Genomic DNA, 23,550 nt, shown 5'->3' on the forward strand with positions numbered 1-23,550 from the left:
AAAATCCTGCCACCCCGACGAACCTAGTAATAGGCTACAACAAAATACTTTTAATTATTTGATTTACAATTTTTGGTTGTTTTAGCCATTTTATTTGATAATAAATAAAACGGATTAAAATCATATAAAAGGTGTACAAATCGGTGAGCAACCATTTACTTCAAGTCCAATAAGATTAGCCCCTCATTAATTTTCTCAATATCTCTTCTGTTTTCTCTTTTTCTTTTTGCGCTTCTTCTTGCTTAGTTTCTAGCTTATTTAATAGCTCTAGCTCTGTTTTGGCTTTCAATAATTCAGCTTCTTTACGTTTCATTTTTTCTAAAATAACTATTTTAGCTTCCCAATTTTTTTTAATAAAACTCATGCTAAAAACCTTGTTTACGTCTATAGCATTATCTATCCAATTTAAAACACTTTCTAAAACCTCAGGGTCTTCACAATTACTTTCAACTACAGGTTTATACCAATCAACATAATTTCTATAAGTAATTTTTTTGTAGGAATTATTTTTTATAATTGAATTTATTTTTGCCGCATAGTTTTTCCAGTTTTTTTGGTACAATAATACCTTTACAAGTATATCTTCTGCCAATTCATTTTTGTGTTCATAATCACTTTTTTCCATAAGGTCTAAAAGCTTTTTATAGGCTGCTTCGTCAAATTCTTTTCCCGAACGTACATTATTGGATAAGGATCCTGCATATTTATCGTACACATTGGTAAACATAACATCTACATATTCTTTTTGATAGGTATCATTAAAAATTTCACGGTTATTCACAACATAAGTAAAAGCATCGCAAAAGGGATTAGTTACACTATTAGATAATAATTTAAATACATAGGGGGTCGTATAATCTGATTCTGGTATAATAGATAGGTATTGTTCTGCTACTTCTATCGATCGTGAATCGGCTGTTAGTAGTAGGTAATCTAAATACTGTTTAACAATTTCAGGATTGTTTTTATTTTTGTGGTAGCGCTTTTCAAGATTCTTATTGTAATTACCTCCTTCAGTAGCTTTATTAACCTGTTCAATCAATTCATTTTCTTTCATATAACCTACAACCCTATGCACTAAATTTCCATTATGATCTACCCATAATAAGGTTGGGTAAGCACCAACATGATACTTTTTTGCTAAATCGATACCCTCTCCTTTTTCCATATCTAGCTTGTAGCTCACAAAGTTTTCATTAAAAACTTTGCCAACACTTTTTAATGGAAAGATTTCTCTATCTAACTTTTTACAAGGCCCACACCATGACGTATAACAATCAATAAAAATTAATTTATTCTCTTTTTTTGCCTTTGCTTTTATTTCTGCCCAGTTGCCATGAGAAAACGCTATGCCATCCATATTTGTTTGTGCGGATGTAACTATTGAAAACATTATAAATAATACTAATAGGATTCTGCTTTTCATTATGTTTTTTATTTAAATATTTTTTTTAGTTCGGTATGTAACTCTTCTCCATTAAGGTTTTTTGCTATAATTTTACCATCAGGATCAATCAACATATTTTGAGGAATGGCCTGAATTCCATATTGAATAGCAACCTCGTTTTTCCAACCTTTAAGATCTGATACTTGTTTCCACGGCAACTGATCTTTTTCTATAGCCTTTAACCAAGCATCTTCTTTATGATCTAAAGACACGGCTAATATTTCTAACCCTTTTGAATGAAACTTATTATAGGCAGCTAATACATTGGGGTTTTCCTTTCTACAAGGGCCACACCACGATGCCCAAAAATCTACTAACACAAATTTTCCTTTATAGTCTGATAATTTAACAGGATGACCATCAACATCATTTTGGGTAAAGTTAGGTGCAATTACATTTAAAGCCGTAGCTTTTAATTTTGCTAAGCTTGCTCCATATTCTTGTCCTAAATTGGAGTTTTTAACCTGTAAAGACAAGCTTTCATATAAAGGTGCTATTTCATTTAAATTAGGTATATAGCCTCCGTAGGTTTTTAGAGCATCAATACTAATTATTGAGTTAGGATGCGACTTTATAAAATTTGACAGTACTATTTTTTGTTCTTCAAAAACAGTTTCTTCATTTCTTTCTAATTCAAGTTTCACAACGGTATCCTTCATTTTTTCTGATGGCAAAGATGCAAACTGACTTTTAAAAACTGACAACTTTTTGTTAGAAGGAATTAAAGCTTTCTGTAACACAGCATAATCTTCTGTGTTTTTTGTTCCTTTTACTTTTGCATTATAAATAGAGTCTGTATTGCTAATTATTTTTACTAGCCCTGGCTCTAAATAAATAGAAAGTTTATCTGCTGCATTCGGGTTAAAACTTATAGAGTCGTGCTGTACATATAGATCTGCTTTAACAGGGACATCTAAATCTCCATTAAACTCAAAATATCCATTTTTTATATCAAAAGATTTAAATATAAATTGCTCATTTTGTGTAAGATAAAGTATATGTGCTTTCGCAAATTTCTCTATAGGTTTTAAGGTACCTGTAATTTTATACGTTTTATTTTGTGCTAAAACCAGTACTGGGAGCATGAGTATGATGTAAAAAATTATTTTTTTCATATGTAAATATTTATTGTTTTTTTAATCCCGATAGATTCTATCGAGACATAGGGTATCACTTTATTTTCATGGGTGTTTGTTAATGGCGATTTCATATAGTTTATTAATTAATAATTCCCAAAAGAAAGTTTGGACAATAAAATATCTCGCTGCTATTTTACATTTAAGCAGTATTTATGGACAATTATTAAATTTTAATAAGAAATAATTAGAATTGATAAGCACTTCCTTAATTTTTATAGAAGTGCTTATCATTCATTTTATTTTAGAATTTCAGCTAATTTTGAATGTAACTCTTTTCCTTTTAAATTTTTAGCTACAATGATTCCTTGGGGATTTACTAGTACATTTTGAGGAATAAACTTAATTCCATACAAACCAGAAACCACATTATCTATTTTTAAATCAGATACTTGAACCCATGGCAGATTATCCTGTTCAACAGCATCTAACCAATTTTTTTTCATCATTTCTATATCTAAAGACACTCCAAGAATTTCTAACCCTTTAGGGTGAAACGTTTGGTATGCTTTTAAAACATTCGGATTTTCTTTGCGACAAGGGCCACACCAAGAAGCCCAAAAATCTATAAGCACATATTTGCCTTTATAATCTGATAATTTAACTGGATTACCATTGGTATCATTAATAGTGAAATCTGGTGCTAATGTGCCTATATCTGTAGCTTTTCTACGCTCTAAATACTCTGAAAAATCTTTTCCTGTTTTTGTGCTTTTTATGGGTTCTGATAAACTTTCAAATAAAGGTTTAATTTCAGAATATACTGGTGAAGTACCTGCATACTTATTAAGCGCTTCCAAACTCATAAAACTATTTGGATGCGATTTGATAAATTTTAAATAAACCTTGTTCTTTCCCTCATCAATAAGTGCATCTTTTTCATCAAAACCTGCTATTATATTTTCATTATTAAGTTGCGCTTCTGTTAAGGCTTTATATTCTGAATCTAAAACAGCTTTCTTTTCTTTTAAAGGTAGCAAAGCAGCCTCTAGCTCTTCATGTCCTGTATGGTATTTTGAGCCTTTTACAACCAATTTATCTGCGGGATATGTTTTACTGCTTACTTCAATGTTGCCAGGTTCCAAATAAATAAAAAACCGTTTGGCTCCTAAAAGATTACCTGTTCCCTTTAAATCAATGAACAAAGCACCTATTGCTGGTTGTTCTAGTGTACCAGAAATCTGAAAATGGCCTTCTTTAATGTCAACGGTTTCTTCAAAGCCTTCATCATTACAAACAAGAATTGCTTTGGCTGGTGCATTTAAATCTCCTATTTTTCCTATAAGTTTATACGCTCCATTTTGCGCATAAGCCGCAGTGGTTAAAAGGAATATTATATTTAAAAATAGTTTATTCATAATATTTTATGGATTTTGTTCCCAATCGTCATTATAAGACATAATCTGCATGGGTATTTGTAGTGTATACCTATCGTTATCTGGTTCTAACGTTGCTATGATGTTTCCTAAACCATCATATCTATAAACAGTGGACATACGTCCTTCTGCAGCTAACCTTCTCATGTCGTACCAGCGTAAGCCTACAAAAGGAAACTCGAAAATACGTTCTTGCAGTACTTTTTCTAAAACCTCTTCTGGGTCCGTTGAATCAAAACGAACATAATCTGCTGCTAAAAAGCGTTTACTTCTTAATAAATCCAACTGGTCGCATGCTGTAGATGTATCTCCAGATCGTGCAGCAGCTTCTGCTATAATTAAATTCATTTCGGCTACATCTATACCCCAGTTAGGATAATCTTTTGCACCTGAAAGTAATCCATGAGGTTCATAAGTTATTTGACCACGCGTTGTAAATGTATAGGGATAAGGTAGAGAAGAAAGACCTTTATAGTTTAATTTTAAACGTTGATCATCAACATCAAAAGATTGCAATAAATCTAATGTTGGTATTATTGTAGAAAAATAGAATCCGCCTCCTTTTCTTGCTAAAATAATATCTGGTCTTGTTTTATAATCTATTACTTGCCCTGGCAATTTCATAAGAATTTCGTTAGGCCCATTATCTAAAGCTAGTTGTGCATTTTGGGAAGCCAAATCATATTTCCCCATATATAAATAAGCTCTTGCCAACACACCGTAAGCCGCTGCTACACTGCCACGAAAACGATTACCGCTATTATCTAATGGTAAATTAGGTATGGCTTCTTCTAAATCGCTTATAATATGATTATAAATTTGCTGTACTGTTGATCGCTGAGGGGTTTCATCAGTAACATCAATAGATGTTACAAATGGCACCGATAAATCTTGACTCGCAGTAGTTTCATTATACACTTTACCATATAAATTTACAAGGTTTAAATAAATTAAAGACCGTCCTAACAAAGCTTCTGCTCTTAATGACAAGCGTTCATTTTCAGTACCACCAATTGATTCTAACACCTCATTAATTACAGCATTATAATAATACATGTTTCCATATGAATATGCCCATATTGGAGAAGAATCTAAAGGTTCGTTTGTTAATTGAGGTTGCCAAGTATAGGCTCTTTCTGAAACATTTTCCCATAAATCATCTATAGTGGGCAGATCTGTTACATCTGAAAAATAGTTTAATTCATAAATCGCAGATTCATGTAGTCTTTCGCTATCTAACCAAAGATTATAATCTTCGGTAGATTCTAATAAACGTTGTCCTTTAGGTTCAATCCCCAAGTAATCATCACAGGACACTATTACACATAATACTACTGCGAGAATACCTGATATACTTTTTTTTAATATATATTGTTTCATTTTTTTAAATTTTATAATTTCTAATTGTTAGAAAGAAATGTTTACTGCAAATATGTAGGTTGGTGTTATATAGTTTTTCTCATAACTTCCCATGGCTTTGCTATAATTTTTATCATTTAATGCGAATGTATAGACATTTGATGCTTGAAATTGAAACTCTAAATTAGCAATACCTATATTTTTAAGAGCCTGTGATTCTCTTAAACTATAACTGGCTGTAATATCTCCAATAGTAAAATACGTGCCATCTACTGTATAAGTATCTAAAGCTCTTATATAACTACCATAACCACTAGATAGCTCTGTTAAATTAGGTAACATACCTGGTTCTAACTCATCTCCTGGTGCCTTCCAAAAATTATAAGCCCCTTGTAAAGGTCTGGGTGTTGTTGGATCGGGAACAGGTATTTTAGTTACAAAACCACCATAATAATTAATCATAGCATAAAAATAAAAGTTTCCTATATCTACACGATTGCTAAAACCTGCACTGTATTTTGGTATTGTTGTACCTCTATAAACGACATCGTTAATACCATCGTTATCTTCATCAAAATGCTTTTTACTACCGTCAATTCCGTAAATTAAGGTACGACCATCTTCAGGATCTAAACCTGCATATCTATAATTAAATACAGCACCAATAGAGTATCCTTTCAAATAATTTGTATTATAATTAGTGTAACTCCAAGACTCGCCATTTGGTTTTACATCTTTATTATAAACATCTAAAATTTTACTTGTGTTATAAGAAAAAACGATTCCAGAATTCCAGTTAAAACGTTTGCGTGTTATCCAGTCGGCATGTATAGAAAACTCTAAACCATTATTTCTTAATGCACTTTCGTTTACCTTTGCATATGTTACCCCACGCGAATTATCTATAGCGTTTGTTGCTAAAACATCGGTGCTTTTTTTAACATAATACTCTATTGTTCCTGATATATTTTTAAATACACTAAAATCTAAACCTATATTTGTGTTATATGTTTGCTCCCAACGCAGTTTACTATTAGCAGGTGATAATAGAGACAATCTACGCATATCATTATAATCTACATTATAACCATCTGATGCTATTATTCGTGGTAATGAATTTTTAGCCACATTACCATTAAAACCTAGAGCGCCGCGTAATTTTAAACTTTTTAGCCAATATGTATCTTGCAAAAAGTTTTCTTTATGAATGTTCCAAGCTGCACCTACAGACCACAATGGCTTATATCTATATTTTGGATCGGTTCCAAAAAGGTTTGATTGATCTATGCGAAAACTTCCTGTTACGGAATACTTATTTTTAAAAGAGTATACTAAATTAGAGTATAGTGAAACAAAACGATCTTGAGTATAAGTCTCGTTAAACAAGTTATTATATGCTAATGACGGATTACTATTTGCATATTTAGGTACATACCCAGAGCTTAACCTAGAATAATCAACTGGCTGATGTGTTAATGTTTGATCATTATAACCAAAAAGTGATGATGTATGGCTTTTATTTATCATACTTCTTATTTCTCCACCTAAAATCATATTTACCGAATGGTTTTCGGCTAGTATTTTATTATAATTTAGTTGATTTCTTAGGGTATAAGAATTGGTATTTGTATTTTGTTTTTTTAAAAAACTTCCTTTTGGTACATTAAACACTGGACCATTTATACTGCTTTCTGCATATCTGTTTAGTAACTGTTTTACTTCTGATGATTCATCAGTTGCGAGATGACTATTATCTCTGTTAGAAATCTCGTATATACCGCCAACACTTATATTAAAACCTTTACCTAAATCGTAAGTTAGGTCGGCATTTATACGATTACTTATTTGATGTTGCTCATCATTTATAGCATTCATATCTATAAGAGGATAATACATATTATCGTACAAGCCTGCATCTAATAATGTTTGATTATAAAAAGGATTAACAACAGAACCTAGAAAAACCGATTCTGGGTTGCCATCTTCATCTTGCAAGCGTTCCCATGGATATAATGAGTTTATACCTGGCACAGGTGACGAATTGCTTTTAGATTCTTGGAAATCTGTATTCAATCTTAGCGATAAGCGATCTGAAAGCTTAAAATTAGCACGCGCCGATAATCTAAAACCATCATTACTATTTGTTTTAATCTCTGAATCTGTCGTATTATAGTTCGCTGTTAAATAATATAAGGCTTTTTCACTACCACCCGAAACATTCATATTATGTGTTCGAGTCATTGATGTTCGTAAAAAATGTTTACTATAATCTTTGGTATTATTATAGGCTCCTAATTCTGCATATTGAGCTTGGGCTTCATCTTCTGTTATTAAACCAGCTGCTTGTTGAGCTAATATTATTACTGGTTTCGGATTTGTAAATAACTGTCCTAAACCTGGAAATGTATAGTAAAAATAAAGCAAACTTGCATTAGATTGGTTTCTTTCTAACATATAATCTACTTGTTGTGCTGATACATCATCATCCCAACGAAAACGATTATAATTTGTTTTAGGATTCATACTTACTGTACTTCTAAAATCAACCTTTAATTTACCTACTTTTCCTTTTTTACGTTCTATAACAACAACGCCATTAGAGGCTCTCACACCATATATAGTTGCGGCTGCGGCATCTTTTAAAACAGTTACAGATTCTATATCATTAGGATCAATTGATGATAACGATAGTTCTGTTGGATAACCATCTACTACAATTAGTGGCGACCTGTTTCCTTCAATGGTTGAAATACCACGTATTTGAAACAAGCTATTTCCTTCAAAATCTACATCAGTATTAATGAGAACTCCTGGCAGTTTATTTTGAAGACCTGTTAAAAAATCTGTAGTATTAATTCGGCTTTCATATTCTGTTGCTCCAATAGTAGCAAAACTTCCTGTGGTTTGCTCTGGTCTAATTTTTTGATAACCAGTTGTAACCAGTTTTACAGCATCTAACTCTGCAATATCTTCTTCTAACGCAATGTTTATTGTACTTTGATTCCCTACCACTATTTCTTTCTTCTTATAGCCTAAGAAAGAAAACACTAAAACATTTTCCGGAGATGAAACAAATAGGGTGTAATTTCCATCCATATCTGTTGTTGTTCCTTTATTTGTTCCTTTAATAATTACTGTTACTCCTGGAATAGGTATTCCTGATTGGTCTGAAATAGTCCCTTTAATTTTTAATTGTCGTATTGTGTTAAGCTCTTTTATAATAATGGTTTTATTTTTTGTAACAATAACATTTAAATCTGCCCCTTTAAGACTTTTATTTATAAGAGCATCCATACGTATAACTCCTTTTTTTAACTGAACTTTCGGAAGATCTTTAAATAAGTCTGTTCTATAAATGAACATGTAGTCTTTTGTTTGTTCTCTTATAATATCAAACACCTCATCAACCTTAACAGCTTGGTCTTTCTCTATAACAATTTTAGCATTTTGAGATATTAAATGCATGGGAGACAAACTAAATGCTGCTGTACTTAATAGGAGTATAAATGTTTTCATAAACACAATTAGAAGCCATTTTTTTAAAAGGCTATTAGTTAATTTTATTTCCATAAATTTGTTTGTTATTAGTTAATCTTTAATTAATACGGTTAAATGGAGGAATATCAGTTTTGTACTTCTCAGGGTGTAAACTGTTTTCCTCTTTTTTTGCAATTATTTATTCTTTTTTTTACATCATAATCATATTGTTTTTTTATTGAACATTCTATAAAATTTCTCTTTATTTAATTGTGAGTTTTTTATTGTTAATCTCGTAATTATTGATAATCCCAGACTCCTTTATACTAGATAGAATCTCTTCTATACCATAATGCTTACTTATTCTACCATTAAATCGTTCTTTCATTAATTCTTCATTTTCAAATGTAACGTCCATGATATACCAACGAGACAATACTTTCATAATATCCTCTAAATGAACATCTTTAAAATCGAAGTTTCCATCTTTCCAAGAAATGATATTATTTACATTTACCTCTTTGATAGACAATTCGCTACATATTTTACTTACTTTTACTTGTTGTTTTGGTTGCAAAACAAGTTCTGTCTTTTGTGCTCTTACTTTTACTTTACCATCAACTAATGTGGTATAGATATCTGTTTCATCTTTATAAGCTTTAATGTTGAACTTAGTACCTAAAACCTCAACCTCTTCATTTTTGTTATATACTTTAAAGTGTGAACCAAGATGTTCCGTACTATGAGAAACTTCAAAATAAGCTTCTCCATAAATCAACTCAACCTGTCGTGTTTCACCTTCAACAAAACTCACCGGATATTTCAACTTAGTTTCTGAGTTGAGCCACACCTTTGTACCATCAGACAAATTCACAAAAAATTGCCCCCCTCTAGGAATAGTTAAGTAGTTATAGTCCATTTCTTCTGTATTTGTTTCTCTAGCTTTGTATACTATTTCTTCTCCGTTACTAATTATGTTTGGGGTTTGAAAATTTGTACCTTCTTCTAGGAGTACTTTAGTGCCATCTTCTAGGGTTAAAGTTGCTTTATCCGTTCCAGATTCTATAGTATTATTTATTACAATAGGAGTATGGTATTGTGGGCTGTTAAATAATGTGTCCTTAAAAAGATAGCTTGTAGCTAACGTAACAATAAGAATAGCTGCAGCATATTTAAATAGTGGCTTGCGTATATTTATAACTTTTGTTGTTTTTTTAATTTTCACACTCTTAACATGTTCACTATATGCTTTTTCTGCATCAAAAGAAACACAACAGTTATTGATTAAGTGATGAAGCTCTATTTCCTGTTTTAAAAACAATTTGTTTTCTGGAAGCTCCATCCATTTTTTTAAACTTTCAGATTCCTCTTGAGAAAGTTTATTACCTAAAAACTTAGTTATAAGTTTTGTAGTGGCTTGTTTCATAATTCAGTTGTTATTTATATATAATACGGAGATTTATAAAAAACCCTCATCAAACAAACTTTTTTTTTATATATATTATCATATCTTTACATTTTATCTAATAAAACATGTATTTTCATTGCGGAAAATGATAGACTATATTAAAACTGATGAGAAAAAATTAATTGCAAATATAAAAGATGGCTGTGAAGAGGCCTTTAAGTCTGTCTATATTTATTATTATAAACGTTTGTGTGTTTATATTTTAAATTTTACTGGTGACAGAGACCTTACGGAAGATATAGTTCAAGATACATTTTTTAAATTATGGAATCATCGTGAAACATTACGTGTCGATTGTTCTTTAAGCGGATACCTTTACAGAATTACATATAATAATTTCATTGATGCTTGTAGAGAAAAAAAGAAACAGGACAACCAACTTGAGAACCTAAGAGTACATGTCCTATCTAACTTATTAGATGATGATGATTTATTTAATCAAAGATTACAAAAAGTAAAAAGTGCAATAGATCAACTTCCTCCTCGCTGTAAAGAAATATTCTTGCTTAACAAGCAAAGTGGAATGCGCTATAAAGAAATAGCCGAACATTTAGGCCTTTCTGTTAAAACCGTAGAAAACCAAATAGGTAAAGCTTTAAATATAATTCGCCAAAAAATTGACAATAAAATAGATATAATGTTGTTAATGATTTTTGGTCATGATATAGATTTTTTTAAAAGGAAATGTCGACTAGGTAAAGAAAGAATTTTTAATCAAAGAACTCAAAAAGAGAGGCTTTTGGGTACGCGTATTAATCCGCAAGAAGGCTCAAAAAAAATTGTTTGGTAACGTAGATGATATTTTTATTGGAGAAATAACAAACTCCATACTCTTAAAGGTGTGACACAAAATATAGACTGGGTGTTTTCTACAGAGGATATTACACGCCAAAAAGCATGGATTAACCTACATAGATGTTGGTTATCAAGGTAATTCCAAATTATTAAAAGAAGCCTTCCAATATCTTTCGGTCATCAAAGGAGGCAAATTAAGGCAATTAAAAATATTTGACGCCAAATAAAAATTTTAGATGAATTAAAAGCATCTGCCTTTTGAAGTTGTAATATACTTCCCAATGGTTTTTTTCTGATATGAAATACTTCTTAAACATGGCTAAAGGTGGCCGAGTTTATCTTTTTGGTGATGGAAAACAAAAATTAAACCCTATTCACGGGGTGATTTAGCCTAGGTTTGTGTCGATAAAAGGAAATATTTTGGCACATAGCTAGATTATTTTATGTAATATTTATAATAGTAATGCCGTAGTGTATTATAAAAAGAAGTTCCTCAAAACATTAAAAAGTACTAAATTGAAGTGATTACCAGTCAACTACACCTAAGAGCCACTTAGAGGCAAATTACGAAAAACTAACCCAAACTGAAAATTTCTATTTCAAACCTGTAAAACCTAAATTATCAGACATTGAATTAATTAGCGTGAATAATGGATAAGAAAAAGAGTGTTTTTATATTGTTAATAACTGATATTCAGAATTTTAATATTATAAAAATATTTAAATGTTTATAGATAAAGTTACAGAATTCTTTGTAAAATTGGATGATTTTCAGCAAGAATTCACTCAAAACATGAAAAATCTCCAAGATTAGTGGACGTACAGGTTAAAAGGCGAAATAGAAAGGCAGAATTATCAGATTCTGAGATAATGAATTTCAGGACGGGACAATACTATAAATAAAAAAACAGGTATAAATTTATACCTGTTTTTTTATTTATAGTATTTGATAAAATTATTTACTTCGTGCTTTATATCATGTCTTCTGGTTTAACCCATTCGTCATAATCCTCAGCAGTTACATAACCTAAATTTATAGCTTCTTCTTTTAAGGTTGTTCCGTTTTTGTGTGCTGTATTTGCAATTTCAGCAGCCTTATAATAGCCGATTTTTGTGTTTAACGCTGTAACCAACATTAAAGAATTATTCAGAAGTTGTTTAATAACAGCATGATTAGGTTCTATCCCAATGGCACAGTGTTCATTAAAACTTAGGCAGGCATCACCAATTAATTGTGCCGATTGCATGACGTTTGCAGCCATTACAGGTTTAAAAACATTTAATTCATAATGTCCTTGAGCACCACCAAAGCTGATGGCAACATCATTGCCAATTACTTGGGCACAAACCATAGTAAGAGCTTCACACTGCGTAGGATTTACTTTTCCAGGCATGATAGAACTTCCTGGTTCGTTAGCTGGAATGATAATTTCTCCAATCCCACTTCTTGGGCCAGATGCCATCATACGGATATCGTTTGCAATTTTATTCAAAGAAACAGCTAATTGTTTTAATGCTCCATGCGTTTCGACTAAGGCATCATGTGCGGCCAGAGCTTCAAATTTATTAGGAGCAGTTATAAATGGTAATTCAGTAAATTTAGCTATATATTCTGCAACGCGCTTGCTATAACCTTTAGGAGTATTTAAACCTGTACCTACAGCTGTACCTCCTAAAGCTAATTCGCTTAAATGTGCTAGCGTGTTTTCTAAAGCTTTCATGCCATGGTCTAATTGTGACACATATCCAGAAATCTCTTGACCTAATGTTAAAGGTGTCGCATCCATTAAATGAGTTCGACCAATTTTAATAACATTTTTGAATGCTTCAGATTTAGCTTTTAATGTATCTCGCAATTGTTTAACTCCAGGTAATGTCGTTTCTATAATCTTTTTATAAACTGCAATGGTCATACCAGTAGGGAAGGTGTCATTGGAAGATTGAGACTTGTTAACATCGTCGTTCGCCTTAATTACAGCTTCATCTAAGCCAATCTCTTTTCCTGCAAGTTGTTGAGCTCTATTAGCAATCACTTCATTCACATTCATATTGCTTTGAGTTCCAGAACCCGTTTGCCAAATAACCAAAGGAAATTCACTGTCATGTTTCCCTTCTAAGATTTCATCACAAACCTTAGCTATTAAATCACGTTTTTCAATAGGTAGTACACCCAATTCACAATTGGTATATGCAGCCGCTTTTTTTAAGTATGCAAATCCGTAAATAATTTCTAAAGGCATGGATGCTGGAGCTCCAATTTTAAAATTGTTTCTAGAACGTTCTGTTTGTGCTCCCCAAAGTTTATCTGCGGGTACTTTTACCTCGCCCATGGTATCTTTTTCTATTCTGAAATTCATTTTTATAATGGTTTAATTTGTGTTACAAAGTTAGCGGTTTTTGTGATTAATTATATGATAGTTGTTAGTTTTTAAACACCTTTTTAACATAGATATAACGCTTTCATTAAATGCTAATTTGATAAAAATCGGTATCTTAGCAAGACTACAAATTGAATATTTCTACGAAAACATATTTTATAATAAATTAAATTAAAAATTATGGCAACAATTAGATTAGGAGATATAGCTCCAAATTTTACAGCACAATCATCAGAAGGAACCATTAACTTTCACGAGTGGTTGGGGAGATAGCTGGGGAATTTTATTTTCGCATCCAGCAGATTACACGCCTGTTTGTACTACGGAATTGGGGACTGTAGCAAAATATAAAGCGGAATTTGATAAACGGAATATAAAAGTTGTAGCATTGAGTGTAGATGGACTGGAATCCCATAAAGGATGGATAAAAGATATTAACGAAACTCAGCATACAACAGTAAACTTTCCAATCATTGCAGATGAAGACCATAAGGTTTCTGAACTTTATGATATGATTCATCCTAATGCAAATGATAAATTAACGGTTAGGTCTGTATTTGTTATTGGACCTGATAAAAAAGTAAAATTAATGATTGTTTATCCTGCATCCACAGGGAGAAATTTTGATGAATTACTGCGTGTTATAGATTCATTGCAATTAACAGCATATTATAAAGTAGCAACACCTGCAAATTGGAAGAATGGGGATGATTGTGTGGTCGTGCCTTCTATAGCTACCTCAGATATTCCAAGTGTTTTCCCAAAAGGTTTTAAAGAAGTAAAACCTTATTTGAGAATGACGCCTCAGCCTAATTTAAATTAGGAATAAGTCTGTTGATAAATCTTAATTTTTGTATTGTATAACAAAAAGCTATATAGTATATTTGCATTATTATTTTAAATAGACACATATAATTATGTTTGAATTTGATCAGTATTTAGGTTTTTTAGCGTTTTTAACTATTCTTACAATAGGTTTTTGGTTAATGATATTTTTGTTAACTTTTGCAATTCCTTATTGGATAGGTGGTTCTATAATTGAAAAATTAAAAGAGATGAGAGAAGCAAAAAAAGCTAAAAAACAAGCTTAATTAAAAAAACATAATTTTTATATAGAAAAAGGGAGCTAATTTAATTTAGCTCCCTTTTTTATTTGAGTAAGAGTTTGTTATTCAAACTGCATGTCGTCAAAACCACCTCCATCAGGGCCTCCTTCTCCATTTTGGTTTCCTTGACGGCGTTGTCTGTTTTGTTCTCTTTTTTGTTGGTTAAATCTGTATGTAAGAGACACATTGAAACTACGCTGTCTCCATTGATTTTCACTATAAGTGTAAAAAGTTGGAGTCGTGGTTTCAGAAATTCTTCTTCGGCTGTTGAATACATCACTTATATTAAACGCAATGGAAGCATTGTTATCTAATATATCTTTGCTAAATGCCAAATCTGTAGAAAACATGCCTTTAGATTTATTTTGAGCATCTTCACTAGGACCTTGATAAAAAACACGTGTTTGCCAATCTATATTGCCTGGTAAGGTGTATTTGCTATTAATTCTGGCAAACCAACTAACATTTTCTGCATCAAAATTGGTACCATTATAGTCGCCTTTGTTCTTAAACTGAAATATATTGAAGTTACCGTTTAAATTCCATTTTTTAGTAGGTCTATAAGTTAAGGTGAATTCAAAACCTACACGGGTATTAGAAGCTAAGTTTATAGGTGTGCTTTGTAATACTTCTACTTCATCATTATATTGAGAAGCCAGATTATCATAATTAGGATTATTTTCATTAATTGTAAGATCTAATTCAGGGAAATAATAATCACCAGTACCTTGCTGTATAAAATTAAAGGTTTCGGTTGCTCTTTGATAATAAAGTGAAGAACTTAAAGTAAGTTTTCCAAACTTGTTAAGGTAACCTATATCTACAGTGTTTGAATAACTAGGATTTAAATTAGGGTTTCCTATAAATTGAGTGGTAGGACTTGATTGAGAAGGGAACGGATTAATAAAACGAGACCGAGCTCTACTGATCCTTCTATTATATCCAAGTGTCAAACTTTGATTTTCTGTAATTTCATAGGATAAATTAAGAGTAGGAAAGAGCCCTAGATAATTTCTCTTACTAAAATCGCCAGTAGTCACTTGATCTACAGTAATTCTGGTTTCTTCTAAGCGTAGGCCTAATAAATAAGAGAATTTAGTTATTTTACTTCCATATTGGGTGTATGCCGCATTAACATGTTCTGTGTAAATAAGATTATTAGTTAAACCTGTATTTAAAACAAAATCATCATTTATATAATTTTCTAATCTATAATCTGTATCTAAAACATTAAAATTACCTCGATATCCAAATTCAAACTGACTAGCTTCTCCAATGGGCAGTACATAATCAGTTTGTAGTAATATACGTTTTTGGTCTTCTAAGGTTTGAACTTTTTGAGAAGGGTTTCCATCGTTTGAAATAAGAGAGAATTCGTCTTCTTGGCTATTCTCATATTGAAAATCAAATGTTAATTTATGTTGAGAATTGCCTCCAAATTGTTTATCGAAATTAACGGAATATTGAAATGTTTTATCGTCTTCTTTCTCAGGATTTAACCTAACAAACCGTCTTATTAAATCTTTATTCTCGTCTAATTGAAAGGTTTCATTTGAAGTTTCATTCTCATTATCACTATTTCTTAATACAAATGCAGCCGTTAATGATGATGAATCATTAATATACCATTCCACACCGTTACTTATGGTATAGCCGTCTTGGGTTCTATCTGAATTTCTATATTCATTAAAGAAAGTGCTAGGTTGATCTCCATTAAATGTTTCTCTTTCAGATAATCCGTTTCCTGGATTTTCTCTATAGTTATAGCTTGATGTGTTGAAAAAATTAAAATTACCAGTTCTATAATTTATATTTCCAGAAACACCATAGTTTGTAGGTGTCCCAGCATTAACTGTAACAGCCCCATTCATACCCTGTAATTTGCTTCTTCTTAAAATAATATTTAAGATACCTCCAGTTCCTTCAGCATCGTAACGTGAAGAAGGTGCCGTAATAACTTCAACACGTTCAATAGCATCAGCAGGAAGTTGGCGTAAAGCATCAGTAGAATTTAACCCTACCAACCCAGAAGGTTTTCCGTTAATTAATATGGTAACATTTTGGTTGCCACGTAAGGCAACATTTCCATCAACGTCCACAGAAACAGAGGGAACGTTGTCTAAAACATCACTTACAGTTCCTCCTCTAACGGTAAGATCCTGTCCAACATTATATATTCTCTTATCAAGTTTCATTTCAACTGTAGTTCTTTCTGCTATAACTTCCACTTCTCCAAGAGCTTCTGCATCTATCTGCAATGAAAATGATCCCAAGTTTTGAGAGGCGGTAATTTTTTTATCAGTTATAGTTATTTTTTTAAAGGAAATATATTCTATTGAAATATCATAGGTTCCTGTTTCAATAGGAATGCTAAAATTCCCTTCAGGATTTGTGATACCACCAGTAATTATTTTGTTTTCTTTTTTACTGAAAAAGGATATTGTAGCATATTCTAGAGGCTGGTTGGTTTCTTTATCAATAACTTTACCTGTAATTGTCACTTCTTTTTGTTGTGCTATTGATTTAAATGATAATAAACTTACCAGTATGGTAAATGCAATAATGAGGTTTTTGTTCATTTTTTTGGTTTTAATGTATTAGATGGCAAAATTGGAGTATGGTTTAGTTAGTCGAAGTTAAAAGTTTGTTAAAAGAAAATTATCTAGTTTGAGGACATGACCATGTTACCCTACAAACAATTTGTAGAGTAAAATATCCCCTAAAGAATTAATTAAAAATTAAAGGAAGTTAATTTTAATAGATTATTACTTGAACAAATCCATTCCCGGAATGTTTGGCATACCCTCTTTAGCCACAGAAGCCAACTCAGATTCATTAACTTGGGTAGCTTTTTCTATGGCTTTATTAAGTGTTAGTATAAGATAATCTTCAAGTTGTTCTTTATCATTTAGTAAGTCATCGCCAATACTTATGGATTTTATAGTTCTATTAGCCGTTATAGTAACATTTAATAAATTATCATGGCTTTTTTCATCTATTAAAACAGTATCCAAACGCTTTTTTGTGTCTTCAATTTTCTTTTGGGTTTCTTTAAGTTTACCCATCATATTCATCATATCTCCAAACATAGTTTTATATTTTTTTATTCATTACAAAACTATTTAAATTTTATATTTTTGCCCACCTAATAAATTAGAATTAACATAACTTCATTGAAAAATACAATTCAACCTCCAATAGCAAATAAAAAGCCAAAAGAACTTCATATCCATAAGGATATAAGGGTTGATAATTATTATTGGCTAAATGACAAAGAAAACCAAGAAGTGTTAGACTACTTAATTGCTGAAAATGAATATACTAAGCAAAGTATGCAACATACCGAAGATTTTCAAAAAGTATTATTTGAAGAAATGAAAGGTAGAATTAAAGAAGATGATACCACCGTTCCATATAAACTTAATGGTTATTGGTACATAACACGTTATGAAACAGGAAAAGATTATCCTATTTATGTAAGGAAAAAAGAAACGTTGGATGCCGATGAAGAGCTTTTGTTTGATTGCAATAAAATGGCAGAAGGCTTAGCATATTTCAATTTAGGAAGTATTTCCATCAGTCCAGATAATACTTTAGCTAGTTTTTCAACAGATATTTTAGGAAGACGACAATACACGCTTCAAATTAAAAATTTAATAACAGGTGAAATTTATTTAGATACCATATTAAATACTACAGGCGGTTCTACGTGGGCAAATGATAGTAAGACATTGTTTTACACCATGAAAGATGACGTTACGTTACGGTCCCATAAAATTTTCAAGCATACATTATTCACAGATACAAAAGAAGATATTGAAGTCTTTCATGAAAAAGATGAAACGTACAATACCTTTGTTTATAAAACCAAGTCTAAGAAGTATATTGTTATAGGGTCGTCAAGCACATTAACTTCAGAATATAGATTTTTGAATGCTGATACGCCAGATGATTCATTCAAAATATTCCAAAAACGACAAAGAGAATTAGATTATAGTATTGCTCATTATAATGATTGCTTTTATATTATTGCTAATTGCGATGGTGCCACTAATTTTAAGTTGCTAAAAACCAGTGAAAATTTAACCGAAAAGAAGTATTGGAAAGATGTTATACCTCATAGAGACCATGTTTTAATAGAAGATATTGAAATTTTTAAAGATTATTTGGTGGTAAATGAACGCGAAAACGGTTTAAATAAATTGCGTATCATGAGCTGGAATAATGAAGAAGACTATTATCTGCCTTTTGAGAGTGAAACTTACACAGCATATATAGGTAATAACCCAGATTTTGACAGTGATATCCTAAGGTATGGCTTTAATTCGCTGACCTCGCCAAGCGCAGTAGTAGATTATAATCTCCAAACGAAGCAAAGCAAGATAATGAAGGAACAAGAGGTGTTGGGAGGAATGTTTAAAAAAGAAAATTATATTTCAAAACGTATTTGGGTGACTGCCAGAGATGGTGAAAAAATCCCCATGTCTTTAGTATATAAAAACACTACAAAGTTAGATGGCAATAGTCCTTTATTACAGTATGCCTATGGCTCTTATGGCTCAACCATAGACCCATCCTTTTCAAGTCTCCGTTTAAGTTTATTAGATAGGGGGTTTATATATGCCATTGCTCATGTAAGAGGAGGGGAATATCTTGGTAGGCAGTGGTATGAAAACGGAAAATTGTTGCATAAAAAAAACACGTTTTATGATTTTATAGATTGTTCCAAATATCTCATTGAACAAAAATATACATCGAATAGCCATCTTTATGCGTATGGGGGATCTGCAGGAGGCATGCTTATGGGAGTTATTGTAAATATGAATCCAGAATTATATCATGGGGTTATTGCAGCAGTTCCATTTGTTGATGTTGTTACAACTATGTTAGATGATAGCATTCCATTAACAACTGGTGAGTATGATGAGTGGGGAAATCCGAATGATATGGAATATTATAATTATATGAAATCGTATTCTCCATACGACAACATTATTGAAAGCGAATATCCTAATATGTTAGTTACAACGGGCTTGCATGATTCACAAGTGCAATATTGGGAACCAGCTAAGTGGGTTGCTAAATTAAGGGATTTAAAAAAAGATTCTAATAAATTATTGTTACATACAGATATGGATGCTGGTCATGGCGGGGCTTCAGGGCGTTTTGAAAGCTTAAAAGAAGTGGCGATGGAGTATGCTTTTTTATTAGATTTGGAAGGAATTCATTGTTAATAAAAAAAAATGTTTATTTTTGTTAGGTTTTAGGTCTCAATTATTTTTAGTAATATTGACTTAGCTGATTAAATAGCATTTATGAAACACAGAAATCAGGTTTTTGATAATGTATTAGATTTAGTAGGTAAAACACCACTTATTAGAATCAATAAATTAACATCCAAATTTAAAGGTAGCTTTTATGCAAAAGTAGAATCTTTTAATCCAGGACATTCATCAAAAGACAGAATAGCTCTTTACATTATTGAACAGGCTGAAAAGCAAGGTATATTAAAACCAGGAGACACAATTATAGAAACGACCTCTGGCAATACAGGTTTTAGTATTGCTATGGTGAGTATTATAAAAGGTTATGATTGTGTTCTGGCTGTTAGTTCAAAATCATCCACAGATAAAATAGACATGTTAAAAACCATGGGCGCAAAAGTTTATGTGTGTCCTGCTCATGTCAGTGCCAACGATCCAAGATCTTATTATCAAGTAGCAAAGCACCTTCACGAAGAAATTAAAGGATCGGTTTATATAAACCAATATTTTAACGAACTTAATATTGATGCACATTATAAATCTACAGGACCAGAAATTTGGAAACAGACTGAAGGTAAAATAACGTATTTAATTGCTTGTAGCGGAACGGGGGGAACCATTTCAGGAACAGCAAAATATTTAAAAGAGCAAAATCCGAACATTAAAGTTATAGGCGTTGATGCTTATGGTTCGGTAATTAAAAAATATCATGAGACTAGAGAGTTTGATGAGGAAGAAATTTATCCTTATCGAATTGAAGGGCTTGGTAAAAATTTAATTCCTACGGCTACAGATTTTGATGTTATAGATGAATTTATAAAAGTAACTGATGAAGAAAGTGCTCATACAGCAAGAGAAATAGCCAAAACAGAAGGCTTATTTGTTGGGTATACATCTGGTGCAGCTATGCAGGCTATTAAGCAACTAGCTGAAGAAAAAAGATTTAAGAAGGACGACTATGTGGTTGTTATCTTCCCAGACCATGGTTCTCGTTACATGAGTAAAATTTATAGCGATAAATGGATGAGTGAACAAGGCTTTTTTGATAGTGTCAATGCCGAGTCTGCCCAAACAATTCAGTATATAAAATAGTACAAAAACAATATGTTTTAAAGAGATAGTTTTGTTGTAATCACAAAAAGCTATCTCTTTTTTTATTTCATCAATAATTGAATGGTAAAAATTATGTACAAACAATATAAATATTTAATTTTGCAAGGACTAACTACGGACCATAGGCTTCCCTAAAAGCAAGCGTAATATATCCCTAATAGTTTCTCATGTCAAACATTAATTGCAATAAGATTTATAATAGATGAAAGATTTATTTGAAAAAATTTATAGAGATAAAGGGCCTTTAGGTAAATGGGCGTCACAAGCAGAAGGTTATTTTGTGTTTCCAAAGTTGGAAGGTCAAATTTCTAACCGAATGAAGTTTCAAGGAAAAGACGTTATCACTTGGAGTATTAATGACTATTTAGGCTTGGCAAATCATCCAGAAGTTAGAAAAGTTGATGCTCAGGCGGGAATTGATTATGGTTCTGCATATCCCATGGGGGCAAGAATGATGTCGGGTCATACAGATCTTCATGAAGTTTTACAAAATGAACTTGCTGAGTTTGTTAATAAAGAAGCCGCTTATTTATTGAATTTTGGTTATCAAGGCATGGTTTCTACCATAGATGCGTTGGTTTCAAAAGATGATATTATTGTGTATGATGTAGATGCTCATGCTTGTATTATTGATGGTGTGCGTTTGCATATGGGAAAACGTTTTACATACAAACATAACGATATAGAAAGTTTAGAAAAAAACTTAGATAGAGCTACTAAAATGGCTGAACAAACTGGAGGTGGGATTTTAGTAATTTCTGAGGGTGTTTTTGGAATGCGTGGTGAACAAGGAAGACTAAAAGAAATAGCCGCTTTAAAGAAAAAATACAATTTTAGGTTTTTAGTTGATGATGCACATGGTTTTGGTACGCAAGGTGAAACAGGAGCTGGAACAGGTGAGGAACAAGGTGTTCAAGATGATATAGATGTCTATTTTGCAACGTTTGCTAAATCTATGGCAGGAACAGGAGCTTTTATTGCTGCTGATAAAGAAATTATAGATTATTTAAAATATAATCTACGTTCTCAAATGTTTGCAAAATCATTGCAAATGCAATTGGTCGTTGGTGCTAGAAAGCGTTTAGAAATGCTTAAAACCATGCCGGAATTAAAAAACAAACTTTGGGAAAACACCAATGCTTTACAAAACGGACTTAAAGAGCGCGGTTTTGATATAGGAACCACTCAAAGTTGCGTAACTCCTGTTTATTTAAAAGGAAGTATTCCTGAAGCCATGGCTTTGGTAAAAGATTTAAGGGAAAATTTTGGTATTTTCTGTTCTATAGTAGTGTATCCAGTAATTCCTAAAGGATTAATATTGTTACGTTTAATACCAACTGCTACGCACACGTTAGAGGATGTAAAAATCACATTGGATGCTTTTGAAGCTATTAGAGCTAGACTTGAAAATGGTACTTACCAACGTTTATCTGCTGCGGTAATGGCCGCTATGGGTGAATAAATAATCATATTAGTGTAAAAAAAAAAGAGCCGCAGAATAGCGGCTCTTTTTTATAACTCTTTTCTAAATGTTTTTCGTCTTTTATAGACTTCAGGATCAAAATGTTTCCAAATTTGGTGAATCGCATAATTATCTTCTAATTCTGGAGTTCTAAAACAAGTTTCTATACCTTTTTCTTTAAACGTGTTGTAATACTCATTGAAAATAACTGCATGAACGCCCTTGTTTTGATAATCGGGATGGATACCTATCAAATAAAAGATAACATCTTTACTGTGTTTTTTTGCATGTAAAATATGCCGGAATCCGAAAGGAAATAGTTTTCCTTTCATTTTCTGTAAAGCTTTTGCAAATGCGGGCATGACAATGGCAAAACCAATCAGTTTATCATCTTTGTCAACTACAAATTTGATGTATTCTGGATTTACAAAACTTATAAATTTTTTCTTGAAATATTGTTTTTGAATATCTGTTATGGCAACAAATGATGATAATGAAGCATAACTTTCATTGAATAAATCGAACATTTTATCTGCGTAAGGCATGACTTCTTCGGTCTTTGTAAACTTTAAAGCTTTAAGTTGATAACGCTTTTTTATAAGTTCTTGGGCTTTTAAGAAGGACTCAGGTTTTACATTTTTAAAAGGAAATCTACTTTCAGAATATGATTTTTCTATGTCGTAGTTAGCTGCTTCATAATGCTTAACATAATAAGGATGATTGTACCATGTAACCATAGGCGCAATAGAATCAAATCCTTCAGTCATCACACCTACTTTATCCAAATTGGAAAATCCTACTGGACCTTCAGCAAATTCTAAATTATGATTCTTCCCAATGGCTTCTATTTTATTAAAAAGTGCTTGAGAGACTTCTAAATCATCAATAAAATCAAACCATCCAAATCTCATCTTTCTAGTTTGATTTTTGACCTCTAACCAATTAATAATGCATGCAACTCTACCAACGATTTCATTATTTCGATAAGCTAAAAATAAGGTAGCTTCGGCATCATTAAATACAGGATTATCTTTTTTACTGAATGTTTTTAGTTCTTCACTAACAATAGGAGGTACCCAATACTTTGAATTTTTATATAATTTAAACGGAAACTTTACAAAGGCTTTTAAGTCTTTGTTGGTTTTTACTTCTTTTAATGTTAGCATATA

General features: G+C 31.7%; 15 protein-coding genes and 2 pseudogenes. 7 read left to right on the forward strand and 10 right to left on the reverse strand.

Annotation, left to right across the window (positions count from 1 at the left end; translation table 11 throughout):
* Positions 1–175 precede the first annotated feature (175 nt).
* From DKT72_RS01975 to DKT72_RS02000, 6 genes are all read right to left on the reverse strand, one after another.
* On the reverse strand, positions 176–1,426 hold the full coding sequence (locus DKT72_RS01975) for a thioredoxin family protein (protein WP_111307054.1): 1,251 nt from the start codon (positions 1,424–1,426) through the stop codon (positions 176–178).
* Positions 1,427–1,434: 8 nt separating this feature from the next.
* Complete coding sequence (locus DKT72_RS01980) at positions 1,435–2,562, reverse strand: TlpA disulfide reductase family protein (protein ID WP_111307055.1); 1,128 nt, start codon at positions 2,560–2,562, stop codon at positions 1,435–1,437.
* A 260-nt stretch (positions 2,563–2,822) separates the two neighbouring features.
* Positions 2,823–3,941 (reverse strand): TlpA disulfide reductase family protein, encoded by a 1,119-nt coding sequence (locus DKT72_RS01985; RefSeq protein ID WP_111307056.1) that lies wholly within the window; start codon positions 3,939–3,941, stop codon positions 2,823–2,825.
* A 6-nt stretch (positions 3,942–3,947) separates the two neighbouring features.
* Positions 3,948–5,339, reverse strand: coding sequence for a RagB/SusD family nutrient uptake outer membrane protein (locus tag DKT72_RS01990; RefSeq protein WP_111307057.1), 1,392 nt, complete (start codon positions 5,337–5,339; stop codon positions 3,948–3,950).
* 27 nt (positions 5,340–5,366) lie between these two features.
* Positions 5,367–8,834 (reverse strand): SusC/RagA family TonB-linked outer membrane protein, encoded by a 3,468-nt coding sequence (locus DKT72_RS01995; RefSeq protein ID WP_162623219.1) that lies wholly within the window; start codon positions 8,832–8,834, stop codon positions 5,367–5,369.
* Between the two features lie 223 nt (positions 8,835–9,057).
* The gene (locus DKT72_RS02000; RefSeq protein ID WP_111307059.1) at positions 9,058–10,221 is read right to left on the reverse strand and encodes a FecR family protein; all 1,164 of its coding nucleotides are present in this window, start codon (positions 10,219–10,221) and stop codon (positions 9,058–9,060) included.
* Between the two features lie 127 nt (positions 10,222–10,348).
* Between DKT72_RS02000 and DKT72_RS02005 the strand changes: the two genes are divergently transcribed.
* Positions 10,349–11,053, forward strand: a complete 705-nt coding sequence (locus DKT72_RS02005) for an RNA polymerase sigma factor (RefSeq protein WP_111307060.1) — start codon at positions 10,349–10,351, stop codon at positions 11,051–11,053.
* A 552-nt stretch (positions 11,054–11,605) separates the two neighbouring features.
* Positions 11,606–11,704: pseudogene (locus DKT72_RS18865) on the forward strand (IS982 family transposase); the annotation flags it as partial.
* Positions 11,705–12,029: 325 nt separating this feature from the next.
* Here the strand turns inward: DKT72_RS18865 and fumC are convergent.
* Positions 12,030–13,415 (reverse strand): class II fumarate hydratase, encoded by a 1,386-nt coding sequence (gene fumC / locus DKT72_RS02010; protein WP_111307061.1) that lies wholly within the window; start codon positions 13,413–13,415, stop codon positions 12,030–12,032.
* 201 nt (positions 13,416–13,616) lie between these two features.
* Between fumC and DKT72_RS02015 the strand changes: the two are divergent.
* Together DKT72_RS02015 and DKT72_RS18335 are read left to right on the forward strand one after the other, a co-directional pair.
* Positions 13,617–14,259 (forward strand): annotated as a pseudogene (locus DKT72_RS02015) (peroxiredoxin).
* A gap of 94 nt (positions 14,260–14,353) precedes the next feature.
* A complete protein-coding gene (locus DKT72_RS18335) occupies positions 14,354–14,527 on the forward strand; it encodes a hypothetical protein (RefSeq protein WP_220628063.1) in 174 nt (57 codons plus the stop codon).
* 77 nt (positions 14,528–14,604) lie between these two features.
* Here DKT72_RS18335 and DKT72_RS02020 read toward each other — a convergent pair whose 3' ends face one another.
* Together DKT72_RS02020 and DKT72_RS02025 are read right to left on the reverse strand one after the other, a co-directional pair.
* Positions 14,605–17,121, reverse strand: a complete 2,517-nt coding sequence (locus DKT72_RS02020) for a TonB-dependent receptor (protein WP_111307062.1) — start codon at positions 17,119–17,121, stop codon at positions 14,605–14,607.
* A 186-nt stretch (positions 17,122–17,307) separates the two neighbouring features.
* Positions 17,308–17,631 (reverse strand): YbaB/EbfC family nucleoid-associated protein, encoded by a 324-nt coding sequence (locus DKT72_RS02025; RefSeq protein WP_111307063.1) that lies wholly within the window; start codon positions 17,629–17,631, stop codon positions 17,308–17,310.
* Positions 17,632–17,715: 84 nt separating this feature from the next.
* Between DKT72_RS02025 and DKT72_RS02030 the strand changes: the two genes are divergently transcribed.
* From DKT72_RS02030 to capB, 3 genes are all read left to right on the forward strand, one after another.
* Positions 17,716–19,776 carry a S9 family peptidase gene (locus DKT72_RS02030; protein WP_111307064.1) on the forward strand — a complete coding sequence of 687 codons (2,061 nt, stop codon included), beginning with the start codon at positions 17,716–17,718 and terminating at the stop codon, positions 19,774–19,776.
* An 81-nt stretch (positions 19,777–19,857) separates the two neighbouring features.
* Complete coding sequence (gene capA, locus DKT72_RS02035) at positions 19,858–20,898, forward strand: cysteate synthase (protein ID WP_111307065.1); 1,041 nt, start codon at positions 19,858–19,860, stop codon at positions 20,896–20,898.
* A gap of 223 nt (positions 20,899–21,121) precedes the next feature.
* The gene (gene capB / locus DKT72_RS02040) at positions 21,122–22,381 is read left to right on the forward strand and encodes a cysteate-C-fatty acyltransferase (protein ID WP_111307066.1); all 1,260 of its coding nucleotides are present in this window, start codon (positions 21,122–21,124) and stop codon (positions 22,379–22,381) included.
* A 50-nt stretch (positions 22,382–22,431) separates the two neighbouring features.
* Here the strand turns inward: capB and DKT72_RS02045 are convergent, their stop codons facing one another.
* Positions 22,432–23,547, reverse strand: a complete 1,116-nt coding sequence (locus DKT72_RS02045) for a GNAT family N-acetyltransferase (protein ID WP_111307067.1) — start codon at positions 23,545–23,547, stop codon at positions 22,432–22,434.
* Positions 23,548–23,550 lie beyond the last annotated feature (3 nt).

The sequence above is a fragment of the Confluentibacter sediminis genome (assembly GCF_003258355.1).
In the GTDB taxonomy this organism is placed as follows: domain Bacteria; phylum Bacteroidota; class Bacteroidia; order Flavobacteriales; family Flavobacteriaceae; genus Confluentibacter; species Confluentibacter sediminis.

Bases quoted from the DNA above. Each gene is read 5' to 3' on its own strand.
- DKT72_RS01985 (WP_111307056.1), bottom strand. From the start codon at position 3,941: ATGAATAAACTATTTTTAAATATAATATTCCTTTTAACCACTGCGGCT.
- DKT72_RS01980 (WP_111307055.1), bottom strand. From the start codon at position 2,562: ATGAAAAAAATAATTTTTTACATCATACTCATGCTCCCAGTACTGGTT.
- DKT72_RS02000 (WP_111307059.1), bottom strand. From the start codon at position 10,221: ATGAAACAAGCCACTACAAAACTTATAACTAAGTTTTTAGGTAATAAA.
- DKT72_RS02025 (WP_111307063.1), bottom strand. From the start codon at position 17,631: ATGTTTGGAGATATGATGAATATGATGGGTAAACTTAAAGAAACCCAA.
- DKT72_RS02005 (WP_111307060.1), top strand. From the start codon at position 10,349: ATGATAGACTATATTAAAACTGATGAGAAAAAATTAATTGCAAATATA.
- capB (WP_111307066.1), top strand. From the start codon at position 21,122: ATGAAAGATTTATTTGAAAAAATTTATAGAGATAAAGGGCCTTTAGGT.
- DKT72_RS02020 (WP_111307062.1), bottom strand. From the start codon at position 17,121: ATGAACAAAAACCTCATTATTGCATTTACCATACTGGTAAGTTTATTA.
- fumC (WP_111307061.1), bottom strand. From the start codon at position 13,415: ATGAATTTCAGAATAGAAAAAGATACCATGGGCGAGGTAAAAGTACCC.
- DKT72_RS01975 (WP_111307054.1), bottom strand. From the start codon at position 1,426: ATGAAAAGCAGAATCCTATTAGTATTATTTATAATGTTTTCAATAGTT.
- DKT72_RS18335 (WP_220628063.1), top strand. From the start codon at position 14,354: ATGTTTGAATTTGATCAGTATTTAGGTTTTTTAGCGTTTTTAACTATT.
- DKT72_RS01995 (WP_162623219.1), bottom strand. From the start codon at position 8,834: ATGAAAACATTTATACTCCTATTAAGTACAGCAGCATTTAGTTTGTCT.
- DKT72_RS01990 (WP_111307057.1), bottom strand. From the start codon at position 5,339: ATGAAACAATATATATTAAAAAAAAGTATATCAGGTATTCTCGCAGTA.
- DKT72_RS02045 (WP_111307067.1), bottom strand. From the start codon at position 23,547: ATGCTAACATTAAAAGAAGTAAAAACCAACAAAGACTTAAAAGCCTTT.
- capA (WP_111307065.1), top strand. From the start codon at position 19,858: ATGAAACACAGAAATCAGGTTTTTGATAATGTATTAGATTTAGTAGGT.